The organism is Streptomyces sp. CA-249302 (genome assembly GCF_050936785.1).
Taxonomy (GTDB): Bacteria; Actinomycetota; Actinomycetes; order Streptomycetales; family Streptomycetaceae; genus Streptomyces.
The window spans coordinates 4,614,051-4,631,398 of sequence record NZ_JBNJMG010000001.1; the positions used below are offsets into that span (position 1 = coordinate 4,614,051).

16 protein-coding genes and 2 pseudogenes are annotated in these 17,348 nt (G+C 70.0%); 7 read left to right on the forward strand and 11 right to left on the reverse strand.

From position 1 onward, the window contains the following. The first annotated feature begins 2 nt into the window (after positions 1-2). On the forward strand, positions 3-1,271 hold the full coding sequence (locus ACQEWB_RS20545) for a salicylate synthase (protein ID WP_432833031.1): 1,269 nt from the start codon (positions 3-5) through the stop codon (positions 1,269-1,271). Here the strand turns inward: ACQEWB_RS20545 and ACQEWB_RS20550 are convergent. Further along, the gene (locus tag ACQEWB_RS20550; RefSeq protein WP_432833033.1) at positions 1,249-1,437 is read right to left on the reverse strand and encodes a DUF397 domain-containing protein; all 189 of its coding nucleotides are present in this window, start codon (positions 1,435-1,437) and stop codon (positions 1,249-1,251) included. The two genes, ACQEWB_RS20545 and ACQEWB_RS20550, sit on opposite strands and share 23 nt — an antisense overlap. Next, positions 1,434-2,279, reverse strand: coding sequence for a helix-turn-helix domain-containing protein (locus ACQEWB_RS20555; protein WP_432833035.1), 846 nt, complete (start codon positions 2,277-2,279; stop codon positions 1,434-1,436). The genes ACQEWB_RS20550 and ACQEWB_RS20555 overlap by 4 nt, the downstream gene beginning before the upstream one ends. Before the next feature lie 135 nt (positions 2,280-2,414). On the opposite strand from ACQEWB_RS20555, the gene ACQEWB_RS20560 reads away from it, so the two are divergent. From ACQEWB_RS20560 to ACQEWB_RS20570, 3 genes are all read left to right on the forward strand, one after another. Beyond that, positions 2,415-2,810 (forward strand): ATP-binding protein, encoded by a 396-nt coding sequence (locus tag ACQEWB_RS20560; protein ID WP_432833037.1) that lies wholly within the window; start codon positions 2,415-2,417, stop codon positions 2,808-2,810. A 112-nt stretch (positions 2,811-2,922) separates the two neighbouring features. Continuing rightward, positions 2,923-3,150, forward strand: coding sequence for a type II toxin-antitoxin system VapB family antitoxin (locus tag ACQEWB_RS20565; protein ID WP_432833039.1), 228 nt, complete (start codon positions 2,923-2,925; stop codon positions 3,148-3,150). Then, on the forward strand, positions 3,147-3,554 hold the full coding sequence (locus ACQEWB_RS20570; RefSeq protein ID WP_432833041.1) for a PIN domain nuclease: 408 nt from the start codon (positions 3,147-3,149) through the stop codon (positions 3,552-3,554). The genes ACQEWB_RS20565 and ACQEWB_RS20570 overlap by 4 nt, the downstream gene beginning before the upstream one ends. A gap of 34 nt (positions 3,555-3,588) precedes the next feature. On the opposite strand, the pseudogene ACQEWB_RS20575 reads toward ACQEWB_RS20570, so the two are convergent. The 4 genes and pseudogenes from ACQEWB_RS20575 to ACQEWB_RS20590 all read right to left on the reverse strand — a co-directional run. Then, positions 3,589-3,762: pseudogene (locus ACQEWB_RS20575) on the reverse strand (cysteine hydrolase); the annotation flags it as partial. An 89-nt stretch (positions 3,763-3,851) separates the two neighbouring features. Continuing rightward, positions 3,852-4,304 carry a hypothetical protein gene (locus ACQEWB_RS20580; RefSeq protein WP_432833043.1) on the reverse strand — a complete coding sequence of 151 codons (453 nt, stop codon included), beginning with the start codon at positions 4,302-4,304 and terminating at the stop codon, positions 3,852-3,854. 184 nt (positions 4,305-4,488) lie between these two features. After that, positions 4,489-6,774 (reverse strand): MMPL family transporter, encoded by a 2,286-nt coding sequence (locus tag ACQEWB_RS20585; RefSeq protein ID WP_432833047.1) that lies wholly within the window; start codon positions 6,772-6,774, stop codon positions 4,489-4,491. A gap of 133 nt (positions 6,775-6,907) precedes the next feature. Then, entirely contained in the window at positions 6,908-7,507 is a 600-nt protein-coding gene (locus tag ACQEWB_RS20590; RefSeq protein ID WP_432833049.1) for a TetR/AcrR family transcriptional regulator, read from the reverse strand. Positions 7,508-7,703: 196 nt separating this feature from the next. On the opposite strand from ACQEWB_RS20590, the gene ACQEWB_RS20595 reads away from it, so the two are divergent. Continuing rightward, on the forward strand, positions 7,704-10,943 hold the full coding sequence (locus ACQEWB_RS20595; protein WP_432833051.1) for a S41 family peptidase: 3,240 nt from the start codon (positions 7,704-7,706) through the stop codon (positions 10,941-10,943). A gap of 84 nt (positions 10,944-11,027) precedes the next feature. Here the strand turns inward: ACQEWB_RS20595 and ACQEWB_RS20600 are convergent, their stop codons facing one another. The 4 genes and pseudogenes from ACQEWB_RS20600 to ACQEWB_RS20615 all read right to left on the reverse strand — a co-directional run bounded on the left by ACQEWB_RS20600 (position 11,028) and on the right by ACQEWB_RS20615 (position 14,793). Continuing rightward, positions 11,028-11,258 (reverse strand): hypothetical protein, encoded by a 231-nt coding sequence (locus ACQEWB_RS20600; protein ID WP_432833053.1) that lies wholly within the window; start codon positions 11,256-11,258, stop codon positions 11,028-11,030. 88 nt (positions 11,259-11,346) lie between these two features. Further along, entirely contained in the window at positions 11,347-12,231 is an 885-nt protein-coding gene (locus tag ACQEWB_RS20605; protein WP_432833055.1) for an SDR family oxidoreductase, read from the reverse strand. After that, positions 12,228-13,190 carry an alpha/beta fold hydrolase gene (locus ACQEWB_RS20610; RefSeq protein WP_432833057.1) on the reverse strand — a complete coding sequence of 321 codons (963 nt, stop codon included), beginning with the start codon at positions 13,188-13,190 and terminating at the stop codon, positions 12,228-12,230. Before ACQEWB_RS20610 ends, ACQEWB_RS20605 begins: the two co-directional genes overlap by 4 nt. After that, positions 13,187-14,793 (reverse strand): annotated as a pseudogene (locus tag ACQEWB_RS20615) (flavin-containing monooxygenase). The gene ACQEWB_RS20610 and the pseudogene ACQEWB_RS20615 overlap by 4 nt, the downstream one beginning before the upstream one ends. 150 nt (positions 14,794-14,943) lie before the next feature. On the opposite strand from ACQEWB_RS20615, the gene ACQEWB_RS20620 reads away from it, so the two are divergent. Then, the gene (locus tag ACQEWB_RS20620) at positions 14,944-15,570 is read left to right on the forward strand and encodes a MerR family transcriptional regulator (RefSeq protein WP_432843915.1); all 627 of its coding nucleotides are present in this window, start codon (positions 14,944-14,946) and stop codon (positions 15,568-15,570) included. Positions 15,571-15,679: 109 nt separating this feature from the next. On the opposite strand, the gene ACQEWB_RS20625 is transcribed toward ACQEWB_RS20620, so the two are convergent. Beyond that, a complete protein-coding gene (locus ACQEWB_RS20625; RefSeq protein ID WP_432833059.1) occupies positions 15,680-16,483 on the reverse strand; it encodes an exodeoxyribonuclease III in 804 nt (267 codons plus the stop codon). Positions 16,484-16,559: 76 nt separating this feature from the next. On the opposite strand from ACQEWB_RS20625, the gene ACQEWB_RS20630 reads away from it, so the two are divergent. Continuing rightward, entirely contained in the window at positions 16,560-17,036 is a 477-nt protein-coding gene (locus ACQEWB_RS20630) for a GNAT family N-acetyltransferase (protein ID WP_432833061.1), read from the forward strand. Positions 17,037-17,348 lie beyond the last annotated feature (312 nt).

Below are 17,348 nucleotides of genomic sequence, written 5' to 3' on the forward strand. Positions count from 1 at the left end.
CGATGACCACCACCCACCTGCGCTACCGCGAGACCCGCCTCCCCCGCACCGAGGACCCGCTCACCCTCATCATGCGGCTCGTCTGCAGCGGCCTCTTCGATCCCTACGTCGTCTACGAGCGCGACGGCGCCTGGTCCCTCGCGGGCGGCGCGCTCGCCTCCGTCCGCCTCGGCCCCGACGCCCACGACCTGGCCGAGATCGAGGAACGCTTCGCGACGATGCCGGTCGCCGGCTGGCGAGCCTACGGCTGGGCCGCCTTCGAACTCGGCCCCGCACTGGCGGGCCTGGCCCCCGAAACCGACGGCGACCTCCTCCACCTGATCGTCCCGGCCGACGAGATCCGTGTGTACGGCGACGACGTGCTGGTCCGCTCGGTCGACCCGGCCGGGCTGGAGGCCATCGTCGCCCTGATCGACGCCCCGGCGGCGGAGACGGAGGCCGAGGTACTGCCCCCGATCGACCTCCCTCTCTCCGACACGGGCAACTACCGTGCCGCCGTGTCGGCCGCGCTGGTGGAGTTGAACGGCCCCGGCCCATTGGAGAAGGTCATCCTGTCTCGCCGGGTGCCCGTCCCCATGCCGGTCGACCTGATCACGACGTACGCACTGGGCCGCCGGGCCAACACCCCGGCGCGCTCGTTCCTCCTGAACCTGGGCGGCATCCGGGCGGCGGGCTTCAGCCCGGAGACGGTGGTGGAGGTGTCGGCCGACGGTCATGTTCGGACCCATCCGCTGGCCGGCACGCGGGCGCGCACGGGCTCGCCGACGGAGGACGCGCTCCTCCGCGCGGATCTGTTGAGCGACCCGAAGGAGATCCACGAACACGCGGTGTCGGTACGGCTCGCGCTGGACGAGATGTCGACGGTCTGCGACGACACGTACGTCAGCGAATACATGACGGTCGAGGAACGAGGCACGGTCCAGCACCTGGCATCCCGGGTCACCGGCCGCCTACGCCCAGGCCTCGGCCCCTGGCACGCCTTCGCGGCGATGTTCCCGTCGGTGACGGCGACGGGCATCCCGAAGGCTCCGGCCTACCCTCTGATCCACGGGTTGGAAGGCCGCCCAAGGGGCCTGTATTCGGGGGCGGTTATTACGTGCGACGCCTCGGGCGCACTGGACGCGGCGCTGGTGCTGCGCACGGTGTACGAGCGTGAAGGCGAGTGCTGGCTCCAGGCGGGGGCGGGGGTGGTACGCCAGTCGCGCCCGGAGCGGGAGCATGAGGAGACGTGCGAGAAGCTGCGCAGCGTCAGGGTGTGGGGACGGCGGTGACGAAGGCGGTCCAGGTGGTGGGGGTGACCTTGAGGTGAGGTGTTTCGGGGGTCTTGGAGTCGCGGATGTGAATGGTGGCGGGGGTGGCGGCCACCTCGACGCAGTCGTTGATGTCGCCGCTGTCGCTGTAGCTGCTCTTGAACCAGTGGAGTTCGGTGGCGCTCATAGTCTCCCCAGCAGTTGCTCAATGAAGGCCAGTGACTCCCTCGGCGTGAGAGCCTGCGCCCGGATCATGCCATACCGCATTTCAAGGATACGAAGATCCCTGGGGTTTGAGACCGGGCGGCCGTTGAACGCACCGTCGGAGCGGCCGATCGCCGTGCCGTCCTCGAACTTCAGCAACTGGATCAGCCCGAGCACCCCGCCGTGCTCCTCGCGGTCAGTCGGCATGACTTGAAGCGAGACGTTCCGCAACTGCGCTACTTCCAGCAGGTATTGGAGCTGTCGCCGCTGCACGGCTTTCCCACCGTAGGGGCGTTCCAATGTCACCTGCTCCTGGATGAACATGAGCATCGGCGGAGACTCCCGGTCGAAGATCGCCTTGCGTGCCATGCGAGCGGTGATCCCTCGCTCCACCTCGTCCTCCGAGTACGTGGGCAGCACCATCTCGAACAGCGCCCTCGCGTACTCCGGCGTCTGCAACAAGCCGTGGATGTTGTGGTTGCCGTACATCAGCAGCTCGACCGCACGCGCCTCCATGTCGGCCAACTCCCGCACCTTCTTCGGGTACCGGGCCTTCCGCATGTCCTCCATGAAGGTCCGCAGATGGCCCTGCGCCTTCAGTAGTGTGTCCGCCCTGTCCAGGAACTCCGGCCTGGGAATCCGCTGCCCGCGCTCCATCTTGCGGATCATGTCCTCGCCGTAGCCCATGACTTCGGCGAAGTCGGCCGTACCCATGCCCGCCCCCTCGCGACACACCTTCAACAGGTGCCCGACGGCCTGCACGATCGGCTCGATCTCGTCCCCCGGTTCCACATCCCAACCGGCCTCATCCACACCTTCGTTCATGTCCACCTCCAACGCGCCCCGTACCCGAGCGGCACTGCGGACAGCCGAGACAAGCCAAGACAAACGCCAGACAGTCACCGAACGCCCACGCCCCGTGAGCACCCACCGTAGGCAGAACCGGCCACGCTGAGTGACATGAATCAAGAAACCGTCATCCGCAACTTCACCACCCTCCTCTCCCCCACCCCCCTCGGCGCCCGCCTCGCCCGCCTCCTCGCCGGCGACCAACTCCGCACCTGGGAACTCCCGTTGCATCCGGCGGAGCAGATCGTCGCCGAGCTGGCGGCGAACGCGGCGACGCACGGCCGCGTACCGGGCCGGGACTTCCGCCTGACCCTCTACGTCATCGGCGACACGCTCCGTATCGAGGTGACGGACACGAGAGGCGACCGCCTCCCCCGCCCCACACCCGCCGCCCCGGACGCCGAGTCGGGCCGAGGTCTGCTCCTGGTGGACGCCCTCGCACATCGATGGGGCGCGGCGACGGGGCCGTATCCGCGGAAGACGGTGTGGGCGGAGGTCAAGGTGTGAAGCGCCACTCACCGACTGGACGCGGCCGGGCTGGGTCAGGAGCATCGGAGCTGCGAGATACATTTGATCATGTATATTGATACACGATCCGGTGTATATGGAGGTAGGGCCCATGAGTAGAACCGTCATCGATCTTGACGACGATGCCCTGGAAGCCGCGGCGAAGGAGCTGGGCACTTCCACGAAGCGGGACACCATCAACACCGCCCTGCGTGAGGTCGTCGCCCGCAACCGTCGCCTGCGCGCCCTGCATGAGCTGCAGGATCTCGCGGATGACGGCGCCCTCGACGTCGAAATCCTCCTGGACAAGCGCAACTACCGGGGTGGTCCCGCCAGGTGAGCGTTGCCGACTACCTCGTCGACACGTCGGCTCTGGCTCGCGTTCTGCTGCGTCAGGCGACCGACGAGTGGGAGCAGCGGGTGGGCGCCGGTCTGATCGCCCTGTGCGACCTCACCGAACTGGAGGTCCTCTACTCCGCACGTTCGGCGAAAGACCATGGGGCCATCCAGGAACGGCTGAACCAGTTCACCTGGTGCGCCATGCCCGACGGCATCTACCGGCGTGCCCGGGTCGTCCAGCGTGAGCTCACCGCCAAGGGCGAGCACCGCAGTGCCGGAGCCGTCGACCTCCTCGTGGCCGCAGCCGCGGAAGAAGCGGGACTCACACTGCTGCACTACGACCGCGACTTCGAAACCATCGCCCGCACCACCGGGCAGCCGGTCCGAATGATCGACCTCAAGTAGTCCGTCATCGACGGCTTGATCTCGGGAGGGAGCGGACAAGGTGGCCGACCCCGGCCGCGGCGAGGACCGTCTCCAGGTCCGTCGACTCGAAGGAGTCGCCGTAGTTCTTGTGGACGACGGGTTCCGAGTCCCGCCGGGCCAGTTCAGTGACGGCGTCCCGTTCGTGCGCGGACGCCACGACGCCCTGCTGGACGTCGATCACCAGCAGGGCGGTCCTGGGTCATTCCGGAAGTGCGGTCATGAGTTCAAGCTAGACGCTGCCACTGACCATCGCCCTTGCCGGGCGATCGTCCTCGCTCAGGCCCAGGGCGTCTCCGAGTACGGAGCCTCGGCCGCCGCCTGGGCCGCCTCGCGGCGGGCGCGGCGGCCGGCGATCAGGCCGCCCAGGGCGCCGAGGGACACCAGCCCCATGCAGGCCGCGCCGATGATGCCCTTCGCGCCGTCCATGGTGAAGTACAGGGCCGCGGCGGTACCGCCGTTGAAGAGGAACAGGAACCACAGGGTGCCCGGGCGGCCCAGGAACGCCTTGATCTTCGGCTTCTTCGTGATCCGCGAACCGGCGATGAGCGCGACGACGCCACCACCGATGGTGGCCGCCGTCTTGGCCGTACCGTCGAGGAAGGCACCGGCGCCGCCGGCGCTCATACCGAGACCCACGGCGAAGAAGCTCCAGAGAAGCACGTCGGCGACGAACTTCTTGACGGCGGCGAACGGCGAGCGGGGGGCGCGGGCGGCACGGGCGCGGGACATGGGACGGCCTTCCTGACCAGGGGGGATTCGGTGATTTCTGATCTCTTCGATCTGTCCTCAACGATCCCGTCCGGCGCCCGCCGCAACGAGGGAGCGGCCTCCCGAACCCATGGTGTAGCGGACTACACCATGCCGGCGCACCACACGTGCCGCGGTTCGGAAGGCCGCCCAGCGATCGGAAGGGTCAGGCCCGTACCAGCTCCCGGTCCTCGTCCGAGCCCGAGTCCGAATCCGAGTCCTTCGAGCCGTCCGTCATGTGCTTCAGGCCCTCGCCCTCGACGTCCACGTTCGGCAGCGCCCGGTCCAGCCACTTCGGCAGCCACCAGGCCTTCTTGCCGAGCAGCGCCAGCACCGCCGGGACGATCGCCATGCGGACGACGAACGCGTCGAAGAAGACCGCGATCGCGAGGCCGAAGCCGATCATCTTGATCATGGACTCGCTGGAGGAGATGAAGCCGCCGAAGACGGCCATCATGATGATCGCGGCGGCGGCCACGACCCGGGCGCTGTGCCGGAAGCCGGTCACGATCGCCTGGCCGGGGGTCTCTCCGTGGACGTATGCCTCACGCATGCGCGTCACGAGGAACACCTCGTAGTCCATCGCGAGGCCGAAGACCACGCCCACCATGAAGATCGGCATCATCGACATGATCGGGCCGGTCTGCTCCACGCCCAGCAGGCCGCCGAGCCAGCCCCACTGGAAGACCGCGACCACGGCGCCGAGCGCGGCGAGCACGCTGAGCAGGAAGCCGAGGGCCGCCTTCAGCGGGACCAGGATGGAGCGGAAGACCGCTATGAGGAGGAGGAAGGCCAGGCCCACCACCAGGCCCAGGTACGGGATCAGCGCGTCGTTCAGCTTCTGAGAGAAGTCGATGTTCATCGCGGTCGTGCCGGTGACCAGGACCTTCGCGTCCGTGTCGGCCTTGACCTCGACGCCCTTGTCGCGGATCGCGTGCACCAGGTCCTCGGTGCGTACGGAGGACGGCTTGGAGGACGGGATCACCGTGATCGTCGCGGTGTCGCCTGCCTTGTTGAACATCGCCGGGGTGACCGTGGCGACGTCCTTGAGGCCCTTGATGTCGTCGCCGACCTGGGCGGCCGCGGCCTTCGGGTCGTCGCTGTTCTTGGCGTCGACCACGATCATCAGGGGGCCGTTGAAGCCCGGGCCGAAGCCCTCGGAGAGGAGGTCGTAGGCGCGGCGCTGGGTGGTGGACGTCGGCTGCGAGCCGTCGTCCGGCAGGCCCAGCTCCAGCTGCGTGGCCGGTACGGCGATGGCGCCGAGGCCGACCACGCCGAGCAGCAGCACGGCGGCGGGACGCCGGATCACGAAGCTCGCCCAGCGGGCACCGAGCCCCGGCTTGGCGACGGCACCCTCACCGGAAGCGGCACCCTTCACAGACCCGGAAGCGGCACCCTCCGCGGAAGCGGAACCGGCACCCTTCCCACGCTTCTTCTCCCCCGCCGCCTTCACCCGTCGGCCCGCGTATCCGAGCATCGCCGGAATCATGGTCAGCGCGATGAGGACGGCCACCAGCACCGTGCCCGCCGCTGCCAGCCCCATCTTCGTCAGCATCGGGACGCCGACCACGGACAGGCCCGCCAGCGCGATCACGACCGTCAGGCCGGCGAAGACCACCGCCGAGCCCGCCGTGCCGGCCGCGCGACCGACCGCCTCCTCGCGGTCGCGACCCTCGGCCAGCTCGCTTCGATAGCGGGACACGACGAACAGCGCGTAGTCGATGCCGACCGCGAGGCCGATCATCAACGCCAGGGTGGACGTCGTATCACCGAGGTCGAGAGCGTTCGCGAGGGCGGTGATGGTGGCGACGCCGATGCCGACGCCGATGATCGCGGTCAGCAGCGGGAGTCCGGCCGCGACCAGTGAGCCCAGGGTGATGACGAGGACGACGGCGGCGATCGCGAGGCCGACGACCTCGCCGGCCGCGCCCGGTTCGGCGCCGGCCTGAAGCGCGTCACCGCCGATCTCGACGGTCAGCCCGGCCTTCTGCGCATCGTGCCCGGCCGCCTCCAGGGCGTCCCGCGAGGCGTCCTTGAGCTCCATGCCGGAGACCTCGTAGCGCACCGAGGCGTAGGCGACCGTGCCGTCCTTGCTGACGGCGTTCGACTTGAAGGGGTCGGCCACGGAGGTGACCTCGGAGCCGTCGGCCAGCTCCTTCACCGTCTTCTCGACGGTCGCCTTGTTGTCGGCGTCGGTCATCTTCTCGCCGGCCGGCGCCTTGAAGACGACCCGGGCGGTGGCCCCGTCGGAGCTGGAGCCGGGGAAGCGCTGGTCGAGGAGGTCGAAGGCCTTCTGGGCCTCGGTGCCGGGGATCGAGAAGGAGGTGGAGCCGGCGGCGGGCGCGCCGGCCGCGGCGACACCCGCGAGGGTCAGCAGCGCCACCCAGAACAGGGCGACGAAATGCCGTCGCCTGAAGGCGAACCGGCCGAGTTTATAGAGGAACGTGGCCACGAAGGCGTACTCCCGGTCAGGTCGTTGATCGTGCAGGGAAGGGGTGGCCGACCCGCGGGGAGGCAGGAACGACCGTCCCGACGACTTGAGCGGTGACGTCAGGTGGAGAGGTACTGCGGGGAAGTGGGGAGAGCTACTCGATGCCGAAGGCGGGGAGCACGACGGCGTCGATGTACGAAGTGAGGAAGGCCTGCGTCGGCGGCAGTTCGTCGATCATCGTGCGGGCGGCGAACGCGCCGAGCATCATGTGCATCATGTAGGGGATCGCCGGGTTGTCCGCACGGACCTCGCCCCGGTCGACCGCCCGCTGGAGCACCCGGCGGAACTCCGCCATCTCCGGCTCGACCAGGAACTCCTTGAACGCCTTCAGGAGCTCCGGGTTGCTGTGCACCGCCATGGCCAGACCCCGCATCAGCGCGGAGTTCTGCTCCATCTCGCAGTCGTCCGAGCGGAGCGTGAGGGCGTGCAGGTCGCCTCTCAGCGACCCGGTGTCGATGTCGGCGAAACCCATGCCGCCCGGCTTGTTGCTCCGGACCGCCTTCGCGACGAGCTCGGCCTTGCCGCCCCACTGGCGGTAGAGCGTGGCCTTGCTGGACTTGGTGCGGGCGGCGACGGCGTCCATGGTGAGGGCGTCGTAGCCGACCTCACGGAGCAGGTCGAGCACGGCCCCGTACAACTCGGCCTCACGCTCGGGCGTGATCCGACTGCGACGCGCCGTTGCGACCTCAGTCATGACACTCACCCTTTCCCGCTCCGTACGACACGGTTTCGTCTTCGTACGTGATGAATGTAGCGCAGAGCCATGAGAAACGAAACCGTTTCGTACGTGTCCTCGGTCACGCGCCGGTCACGGCTCGGCCGCGCCGCAGCTCAGGTCGGGGGAATTTTCACAAGTTGCTCCGGTCCATCCCCCGGAAAAGCATGGGGAGGTGAGCTATCTGCGCCTGCCCCATCTCAGCGGTGAACTGTTGTGCTTCGTGGCCGAGGACGACCTCTGGCTGGCCCCCCTCGACGGCCCGGGCCGCGCCTGGCGCCTGACGGTGGACCGCACGAAGACCGGCCACCCCCGCTTCTCGCCCGACGGTACGACGATCGCGTACACGAGCTGGCGGAGTCTGGTCCCGGAGATCCATGTGGTGCCGGTGGAGGGCGGCCCCGGCAGACAGCTCAGTTTCTGGGGTTCACCGGACACCCAGGTCTGCGGCTGGACGCCCCAGGGCACGATCCTCGCCGTCGCCTCGCACGGCGAGCCCTTCTCGTACTTCACCTGGGCCTACAAGGTCTCCCCCGACGGCGCCCCCGGCCGCAAACTCCCCTGGGGCCCGGTCTCGGACATCCAGGTGGCGGAGATCGAGGGCGAGCGCCGCACCCTGCTCCTGACCGGGACCCCGCCCCACGAACCGGCCGCCTGGAAGCGCTACCGGGGCGGCGCGACGGGCCGCCTCTGGCTGCACGGCGAGCGGCTGCTGGGCGATCTGGACGGCCACCTCCACTCCCCCATGTTCGTCGGCGGCCGGATCGCCTTCCTCTCCGACCACGAGGGCGTCGGCAACCTCTACTCGTGCGCGTACGACGGCTCCGACCTGCGCCGCCACACCGACCACGACGCCTTCTACGCCCGGCACGCCGCCAGCGACGGCACCCGGGTGGTGTACCAGTGCGCGGGCGATCTGTGGATCGTCGACGACCTCGCCACCGAGCCGCGGAAGCTGGACATCCGGTTGAGCGGGCCGCGCGCGGGACGCCGTCCCTACCAGGTGCCGGCCGCCCAGCACGTGGACGGCATCTCGGTGGACGAGACGGGCCGCGCGAGCGCCGTCGTCGTGCGCGGCAGCCTGTACTGGCTGACCCACCGCGACGGCCCGGCCCGCACGATCACCGACACACCGGGTGTACGGGTCCGGCTCCCGGAGATGCTGGGCTCGGTCGGCCAGGTCGCGTACGTGACGGACGCGGAGGGCGAGGACGCGGTCGAGATCGCCTACCTGCCCCGCGCGACCGGCGACCGCGAGCCCCGCCGGCTGGCCTCCGGCGAACTGGGCAGGGTCCTTGAGCTGGTCTCCGATCCGCAGGGCGAACGCCTCGCCATCGCGGCACACGACGGCCGGCTGCTGCTGATCGACGCGACCGAGGATTCGAATGGTGAAGTCACCGAGCTGATCCACTCGACGAACGGCCCGGTACGGGACCTGTCGTTCTCACCGGACGGGGCATGGCTGACGTGGTCGCATCCGGGCATCGGCCGCTCGCTCAGGCAGATCAAGATGGCGCGGATCTCCGGGAAGGGAGGCGGCGACCGCCTGATCGTCGACGTCACCAACGGCCGCTTCGAGGACGAGAACCCGGTCTTCACGCGCGACGGCCGCTACCTCGCCTTCCTCTCCTGGCGCGGCTTCGACCCGGTGTACGACGTCCACACCGGCGACCTGTCCTTCCCGCTCGGCTGCCGCCCGTACCTGGTCCCCCTGTCCTCGGCCACGCCCTCCCCCTTCGCGCTCACCCCCGAGGGCCGACCGGCGGCCGGGGGCCTCGACCCCGTCGACGAGGACGAGGGCGACGGCACGGTGACCGTCGAGGTCGAGGGCCTGGAGAGCCGGGTGACCCCCTTCCCGGTCCCGGCCTCCAAGTACTCGGCGCTGTACCCGGTCGCGGGCGGCGGACTGGTCTGGCTGCGCTGGCCGATCTCGGGCGCGCTGGGCGAGACCTTCGCCAACCCGGCCGACACCAGCGGCCGCCCGACCCTCGAGCACTTCAACATCAGCAAGGCGAAGAAGTCCGAACTCGTCGACCACCTCGACTGGTTCGCGGTCAGCGGCGACGGCAGCCGCCTGGTCGTGGTCGACGAGGGCGACCTGCGGGCCGTCCCGTCGTCCGAATCGGGAGACGGCGATACGACGGTGTGGATCGACCTGCGCCGCATCCTGCACGAGGTCGACCCGGCCGCCGAGTGGCGCCAGTCGTACGAGGAGGCGGGCCGGCTGATCCCGGCGTACTTCTGGGACCCGGGGATGTGCGGCATCGACTGGCAGGGTGTCCTCGGCCAGTACCGCCCGCTGGTGGAACGGGTGGCGTCGCCGGACGAGTTCGCGGACCTGCTGCGGGAGGTGCTGGGCGAGCTCGGCACGTCGCATGCCTATGTGACGGCCGCCCGGCGCAACGAGGGCCCGCCGCACTACCAACGTTGGCAGGGCCTCCTGGGCGCCAACTTCGTGCACAGGGACGAGGGCTGGGTGGTGAAACGGATCCTGCCCGGCGACTCCTCCGACTCCAAGGCCCGCTCACCGCTGGCCGGTACGGGCATCCGGGAGGGCGCGGTACTGACGCATATCGACGGCCGTCCGGTGGATCCGCTGACCGGGCCGTACCCGCTGTTGGCCGGCGCGGGCGGCACGACAGTGGAACTGACCTTCACCCCGGCGGAGGGCGAGGCGGGCCGCTCCCGCCGCGTCGCCGTGGTCCCGCTGCTCGACGAACGCCCGCTGCGCTACCAGGACTGGGTGGCCAAACGCCGGGCGGTGGTACGGGAGTTGAGCGGCGGCCGGTGCGGCTATCTGCACATCCCCGACATGGGCGGCTCGGGCTGGGCCCAGTTCAACCGGGACCTGCGGCTGGAGGTCTCGCGGCCCGCGCTGATCGTGGACGTGCGCGGCAACGCGGGCGGCAACATCAGCGAGTTGGTGGTGGAGAAGCTGACCCGGACGATCCTGGGCTGGGACCTCACCCGCAACGCCCAGCCGGTTTCGTATGCCTCCAACGCCCCGCGCGGCCCGGTGGTCGCCCTCGCCGACGAGGCGACGTCCTCGGACGGCGACATGATCACGGCGGCCTTCAAACTCCTGGGACTGGGCCCGGTGATCGGCCAGCGCACCTGGGGCGGAGTGGTCGGCATGACCGGCCGCCACCAACTGGGCGACGGCACGGTGATCACGGTCCCGATGAACGCGGCCTGGTTCGACGCGTACGGCTGGGGCGTGGAGAACAGAGGAGTGACCCCGGACCTGGAAATCCTCCGCACGCCGCTGGACTGGGCGGAGGGGAGGCATGCGCAGTTGGACGACGCGATCAAGCTGGCGCTGGACCTGCTGGACACCAACCCCCCTGCGACACCGCCGGACTACAGCGACGTACCGGACCGCTCCCGCCCGAAACTGCCGCCGCGGAGCACATGAGGAAGGGCGCTCCTCGACCCCGGAGCACATGAGAAAAGGTGCCCCTCAGCGGGGCACCTTTCCAGTCACCGCAGGACGTCGACGTCAGACGTCGTAGTCCTGGTCGAGACGGTCCTGCTCCTCGCGCTGCAGGCGCTCCGTCTCCTCGTCACGCATGCGCTCCTGGCCCTGTCGGCCACGCTCCTGGCCCGGGCGGCCGGGCTGCTGGCTCTGCCGGCCACGCTCCTGGCCCGGCTCCCGCGCCTGCTGGGCCTTCTGCTTGGCCTGCTCCTGCCACTGCTCCGACTTGTCCTGGAACTGGTCCTTCATACCCATGTGGGTTCACTCCCGTAAGGGTGAGGGGATGGCCCCTGGGGCGGGACCTCGACCAGATTCACACGCCCGGACAGACCGCGCATTTCGATCAGTTACGGCGAGTAGCGCGAGCCTCCTCGTCCGCCGCCCCACCTGCACCGACGAGCCCCGACCGCATGCCCTCCAACCGTGTTCCGAACCGCTTCATCTCCCGCTGTCCGACGGTCCCGATGACCCCCGGCAGATACCCGCGCACACCCTGCATCCCACGCAGCCACCACTGCCCGTACACATGGCTCGACCGCCGCTCGATCCCGGCCACGATCCGGTCCACCGCGGGACCCAGCGGATACGTCTTGTTGGCCGGCCACGGCAGCCGCTGCCTGAGCTCCCGCATGACCTCGTCCTGATCGGCCCCGCGCACCATGTCGGTGTCGGTCCAGGACAGGTATCCGACGCCGACGCGCACGCCCTTGTGGCCGACCTCGGCGCGCAGGCTGTGCGCGTACGCCTCCACCCCGGACTTGGAGGCGCAGTACGCGGTCATCATCGGCGCCGGCGTCATCGCGGCGAGCGAGGCGATCTGCAGCAGATAGCCGCGGCTCTCCATCAGCACCGGCAGGAAGGCGCGGGCGGTCACGGCCGACCCGATCAGGTTGACCTCGATCACCCGCCGCCAGGCCTCGGGGTCGGAGTCGACGAAGGGTCCGCCGGTCGCGACGCCCGCGTTGGCGACGACGATGTCGACCTTCCCGAACCGCTCCTTGACCTCCGACGCCACCCGGGCCATCGCCTCGTGGTCGGTCACGTCGGCGTACCAGTGGTCGCTCTCGCTGTGCAGCCGCTCGGAGACCTCCTTGAGGGCGTCCGGCTCCAGCCCGACCAGCGCGACCTTGGCGCCGCGCGCCGACAGCTTGCGGGCGAGCAGCTCGCCGACGCCGCGCGCGGCACCCGTGACGACGGCGACCTGTCCTTCGAGGCTGACCTTGCTCATGCGCCCTCCTTGAGCGTCTTGACCGACTCGGCGGACTCCGCCGGCTCGACCGATTTGGCCGTCGCGTACGTCGTCACGAGTTCCCGGATGCTGGTGCTGACCAGCTCGGGCGCCTCGACGGGCGTCATGTGGCCGAGGCCCGGCAACTCGGTGCTACCCACGCAGTTCGGCAGCGCGGCGGCCAGCGCCCGTGCGTGCACGGGGGGTGTGAGCCGGTCCGCGCTACCCGCGATCACGGCCGTCGGCACCTTCAACTCCCGTACGCCGTGGTCCAGGTCGAGCCCCGCGAGCACCTCCGACCAGGCGTGGCGCACGGCGCGCGGACAGGCGTGCACGATCCGCGCGCACGCCTCCACCATGTGCGGGGCGGAACCGGCGCCCATGGTGGCGTACTTGAGAATCCGTCGCGCGACCGGCGTGACGGGTCCGAGCGGGGCGCGCGAGCCCAGCACGCGCGCCGTCAGCCAGGTGCGCACGCCCCCAGCGCGCAACGGCACGACGCGCGCCTCCGCGACCAGCCGTGAACTCCCGGTGCTGCACAGCAGAACAGCGGCGGCGTGCTCGCGGAACCGGGGGCGTGCGGACGCGGCCATGACCGTCATCCCGCCCATGGAGTGCCCGACGATCACCGCACGCTCCCCGGGCGCGAGCGTCTCGCCGAGCACCGCCTCGAGATCGTCCGCCAGCGCGTGGGTGGTGCAAGCGGGGCTCGCGGGACTGCGCCCGTGCCCCCTCTGGTCGTATGCGATGACCCGGTGGTCCACGGCCAGATCCCGGATCTGCGCCGCCCAGAAGGCGGTGGAGCAGGTCCACCCGTGCGCGAGGACGACGGGGGGCGCGTCCTCGGGCCCGTGCACCTCGACGTGCAGCCGCGCGCCGTCGGCGGAGACGACGATGAGCTCACGGACGGGGGCGGGCGGGGCGTAGGGCCCGGAGGCCACGTGCGTCAGCCGGCTCACGCGTCCACCTCCGCCTGGGGGTTGGCGAGGGCGTTCGTCTTGGCGTGATCGCTCGTCTTGGCGGGGGTGTTCGCCTCGGCGGGAGCGTTCGTCTTGGCGGGGGCGCCCGTCGCGTCCTGCGCGCCCTCCTCTGCCGGCACGCGAATCAGCTCGTACTCGGCGAGATCCACCTGCCGGGTGGCCCGCCGGAACTCCGTCGTGGTCCCGGGCCAGATCGTGGTGTTGCGGCCGTTCGCGTCGAGGTACCAGCTGGTGCAGCCGCCGGTGTTCCACACGGTCCGCTTCATGCGCTCCTGCACGCGCTGGTTCCACCCGGCGACCGCGCCGGGGCGCGCATCGAGGGCCGCACGCCCCCGAGGACGTCCAGCTGCCGTACGAAGTCGGCCATGTAGTTGAGCTGCGACTCGATCATCAGGATCATCGAGGAGTTCCCGAGCCCGGTGTTGGGCCCGATGATGGTCATCCAGTTCGGGAACCCGGCCGCGGAGGCACCGCGCAACGCCTCCATCCCGTCCTTCCAGGCCTCGGCAAGCGTCTTCCCCTCGGCCCCCACCACCCGGTCCGCGATCGGCATGTCGGTGACATGGAACCCCGTACCGAAGACGATGACGTCGACCTCGGCCTCGCTCCCGTCGGCGGCGACGACGGTGGACCCACGGATCTCGCTCACGCCACTCGCCACGACGTCCACGTTCGGCTTGGCGAGCGCCGGATAGTACGCGCTGCTCAGCAGGATCCGCTTGCAGCCGATGCGGTAGTCGGGCGTGAGCTTGGCCCGCAGGGCCGGGTCCTTGATGGCCCGGGCCATGTTCCGCTTGGCCAACTGCTCGATGAAACCGAGCTCGTTGGGATGCTTGGTGAAGGCCTGGACCTGCAACTCCCGCATCCCCCACAGCAGCCCGCGCCGGGCCTGCGTGGTGAAGGGCAGCGCCCGGTGCAGCGCCCGCTCCGCACCGCTGATGGCCCGGTCCACCCGGGGCATGACCCAGGGGGGCGTGCGCTGGAAGACCGTGAGCCGCCCGACCTCCGGCTGGATGGCCGGCACGATCTGGATGGCCGACGCCCCCGTCCCGACCATCGCGACCCGCTTGCCGCGCAGGTCGTAGTCGTGATCCCAGCGCGCGGAGTGGAACACCTGCCCGGGAAAGGACTCGAGCCCGGGAATCTCGGGGATCTTCGGGTCGGACAGCGGCCCCGTGGCCGACACCACGATGTCGGCGCTCAGCCGCCCGCTACTGGTCTCGATCTCCCACCGCAGCTTCTCGCCGTCCCAGGTCATCATCTTGACCTCGGAGTCGAAACGGATGTGCGGCCGCAGCCGGAAGACGTCCGTCACGTGCTCCAGGTAGGCACGGATGTGCTCCTGGCCGGAGAAGGTGCGGGGCCAGTCGGGGTTGGGCGCGAAGGAGAAGGAGTACAGGTGGGACGGCACATCGCACGCGCACCCGGGATAGCTGTTGTCGCGCCAGGTACCCCCCACGCTCCCGGCCCGTTCCAGCACGACGAAGTCGGTGACCCCTTCGCGCCGCAGCCGCACGGCGGCCCCGAGCCCGCCGAACCCGGACCCGATCACCGCCACCCGCACATGCTCCCGCTCAGCCATGCCGATGCCTCTCCCGTGCGACTCCGCCAGTGAACACTGGCGCAATGGGACTGTAGAGCAGCTCCGTACCGATGGGTAGGGGTGGGGGAAGGGAAAGTTACCGACGGTACAACATAGGCTGCGCCCGTGACGGAGAAGCATGAGTACCGCATGGAGGAACTGGCCGACCTGGCCGGCATCACTGTCCGCACCCTGCGCTTCTACCGCGAACGCAAACTGATCCCGCCGCCCCGCCGCGAGGGCCGTATCGCCTGGTACGACGACCACCACCTGGCCCGTCTGCGCACCATCGCGGCACTCCTGGAACGCGGCCACACCCTCACCGGCATCGCGGAACTGGCGGAGGCCCTCGACCACGGCCGCGACATGGCCGACGTCCTGGGCGTCGCCCCCACCGAGGAGGAGCCGGTCCGCCTCACCCCCGAGGAACTCGCAGCCCGCTTCGAGGGCGAGGTCACCGCGGAGAACCTGGCGGCCGCCCTGGACCTCGGCTACCTGGGCACCGACGGCGACGAGATCGTCCACGTCAGCCGCCGCCTCCTGGACGTCTCCTCGGCCCTGGTCCGCGAGGGCATCCCCCTCGCCGAGGTCCTGGCGGCCGGCAAACGGGTCCGCGAACACGTGGACGACCTGGCGGAGATGTTCGCCGAGATCGTCCTCCGCCACGCCACCGAGGACGACCTCCAACGCCTGCGCCCCCTGGCCCGAAGCGTGGTGGAGGCGGAGCTTTCACTGGCCCTGGACCGACGGCTCCGCAAGCGGGACGGGGCGACCTGAAGGCCATACGACCCAAAGCCCCTACGACCCAGAGGCCGCAGGGAGCCTGTACGACCTAGAGGCCGCAGGAAGCCCCTATGACCTAGAGGTCGCAGGGAGCCTCTATGGCCTAGAGGTCGTAGACGACCGTGACCGGCGCGTGGTCCGACCAGCGCTCCGCGTGCGTGGCCGCGCGCTCCACGTGACCCTTGATCGCCTTGGCCGCGAGACCCGGCGTGGAGACGTGGTAGTCGATGCGCCATCCAGAATCGTTGTCGAAGGCCCGCCCCCGGTACGACCACCAGGAGTACGGCCCCTCGACCTCGGGGTGCAGGGTCCGTACGACATCGACGTAACCCCCGTTCTCCGCGTCGAGGACCTGGCCCAGCCACTCCCGCTCCTCCGGCAGGAAGCCGGAGTTCTTCTGGTTGGCGCGCCAGTTCTTGAGGTCGGCGGGCTGGTGGGCGATGTTCCAGTCGCCGCAGACGACGACCTCGCGCCCGTCGGCGGCGGCCCGCTCGCGCAGCCCCTTCAGGTAGGCGAGGAACTCGCCCATGAAGCGCACTTTCTCGTCCTGGCGCTCGGTGCCGACCTCGCCGGACGGGAGGTAGAGGGAGGCGACGGTGACACCGGGCAGGTCGGCCTCGACGTACCGCCCGCTGGTGTCGAACTCCGTCGACCCGAAGCCGACCTGGATGCGGTCGGGCTCGCGGCGGGTGTAGAGGGAGACGCCGGCGCGGCCCTTGGCGGCGGCGGGCGCGTGGACGACGTGCCAGCCGTCGGGCGTGCGGACGTGCTCGGGCAGCTGCTGCGGCTCGGCGCGCACCTCCTGGAGGCAGAGCACATCGGCGGAGGTCCCGGCGAGCCACTCCACGAAGCCCTTCTTCGCGGCGGCGCGCAGTCCGTTCACATTGGCGGTCGTCACAGTCAGCACGCGGGAACGATACCGGCACACTGGACAGAGCAGGACTGCCCACCCTCGACATCCGCATAGGTGTACGGTAACCAGCATGAATATACGTCGGGTCTCCTTCGACCACCCGGACGCGGTGAAGCTGAACGACCAGGTCCAGGCCGAGTACCACGTCCGCTACGGCGACGGCGGCGACGCCACTCCCCTCGACCCGTCGCACTTCGAGCCCCCGAACGGCGTGTACTTCATCGCGTACGACGAGGGCGACAGCCCCGTCGCCACGGGCGGCTGGCGCACCCAGGACACCAACGACGAGGGCTACGTCGACGGCGACGCCGAGCTCAAGCGGATGTACGTGGTGGACACGATGCGCGGCCGCGGCCTCGCCCGCCGCCTCCTGACCGCCCTGGAGGACGACGCCCGCTCGGCGGGCCGCGTCCGCATGGTCCTGGAAACCGGCACCAAGCAGCCGGAGGCCATCGCCCTGTACACGTCCAGCGGCTACGAGCCATGCGAGAAGTTCGGCTACTACCGGGCGTACGAGTCGAGCAGGTGCTTCGCGAAGGCGCTGTGAACTGTTTCGCGAAGGCGCCGTGAGCTGCTTCGCGAAGGCGCCGTGAGCTGCTTCGCGAAGGCACTGGGAAGGGCCGAGCGCCACCCAGTGATTTCGTTCGGCGCGTACTCCGGCCCCTGGCCCGAGTGTCCGGCCCACGCCTCCTCCGTCCCGACCGTTTCGGAGCACGGCGCCAGGACCGGGAGCTGAAGCGCATGGTCCGGCCCCACCGCGGGCGACAGCAGCAGGTCTGCTGATCGGCCGCACCGTTGCCGCACACTGCCCACCCTCCCGACTCCCCCTCGCGTCTGTCGGAAAGCGAGGACGCAAGGG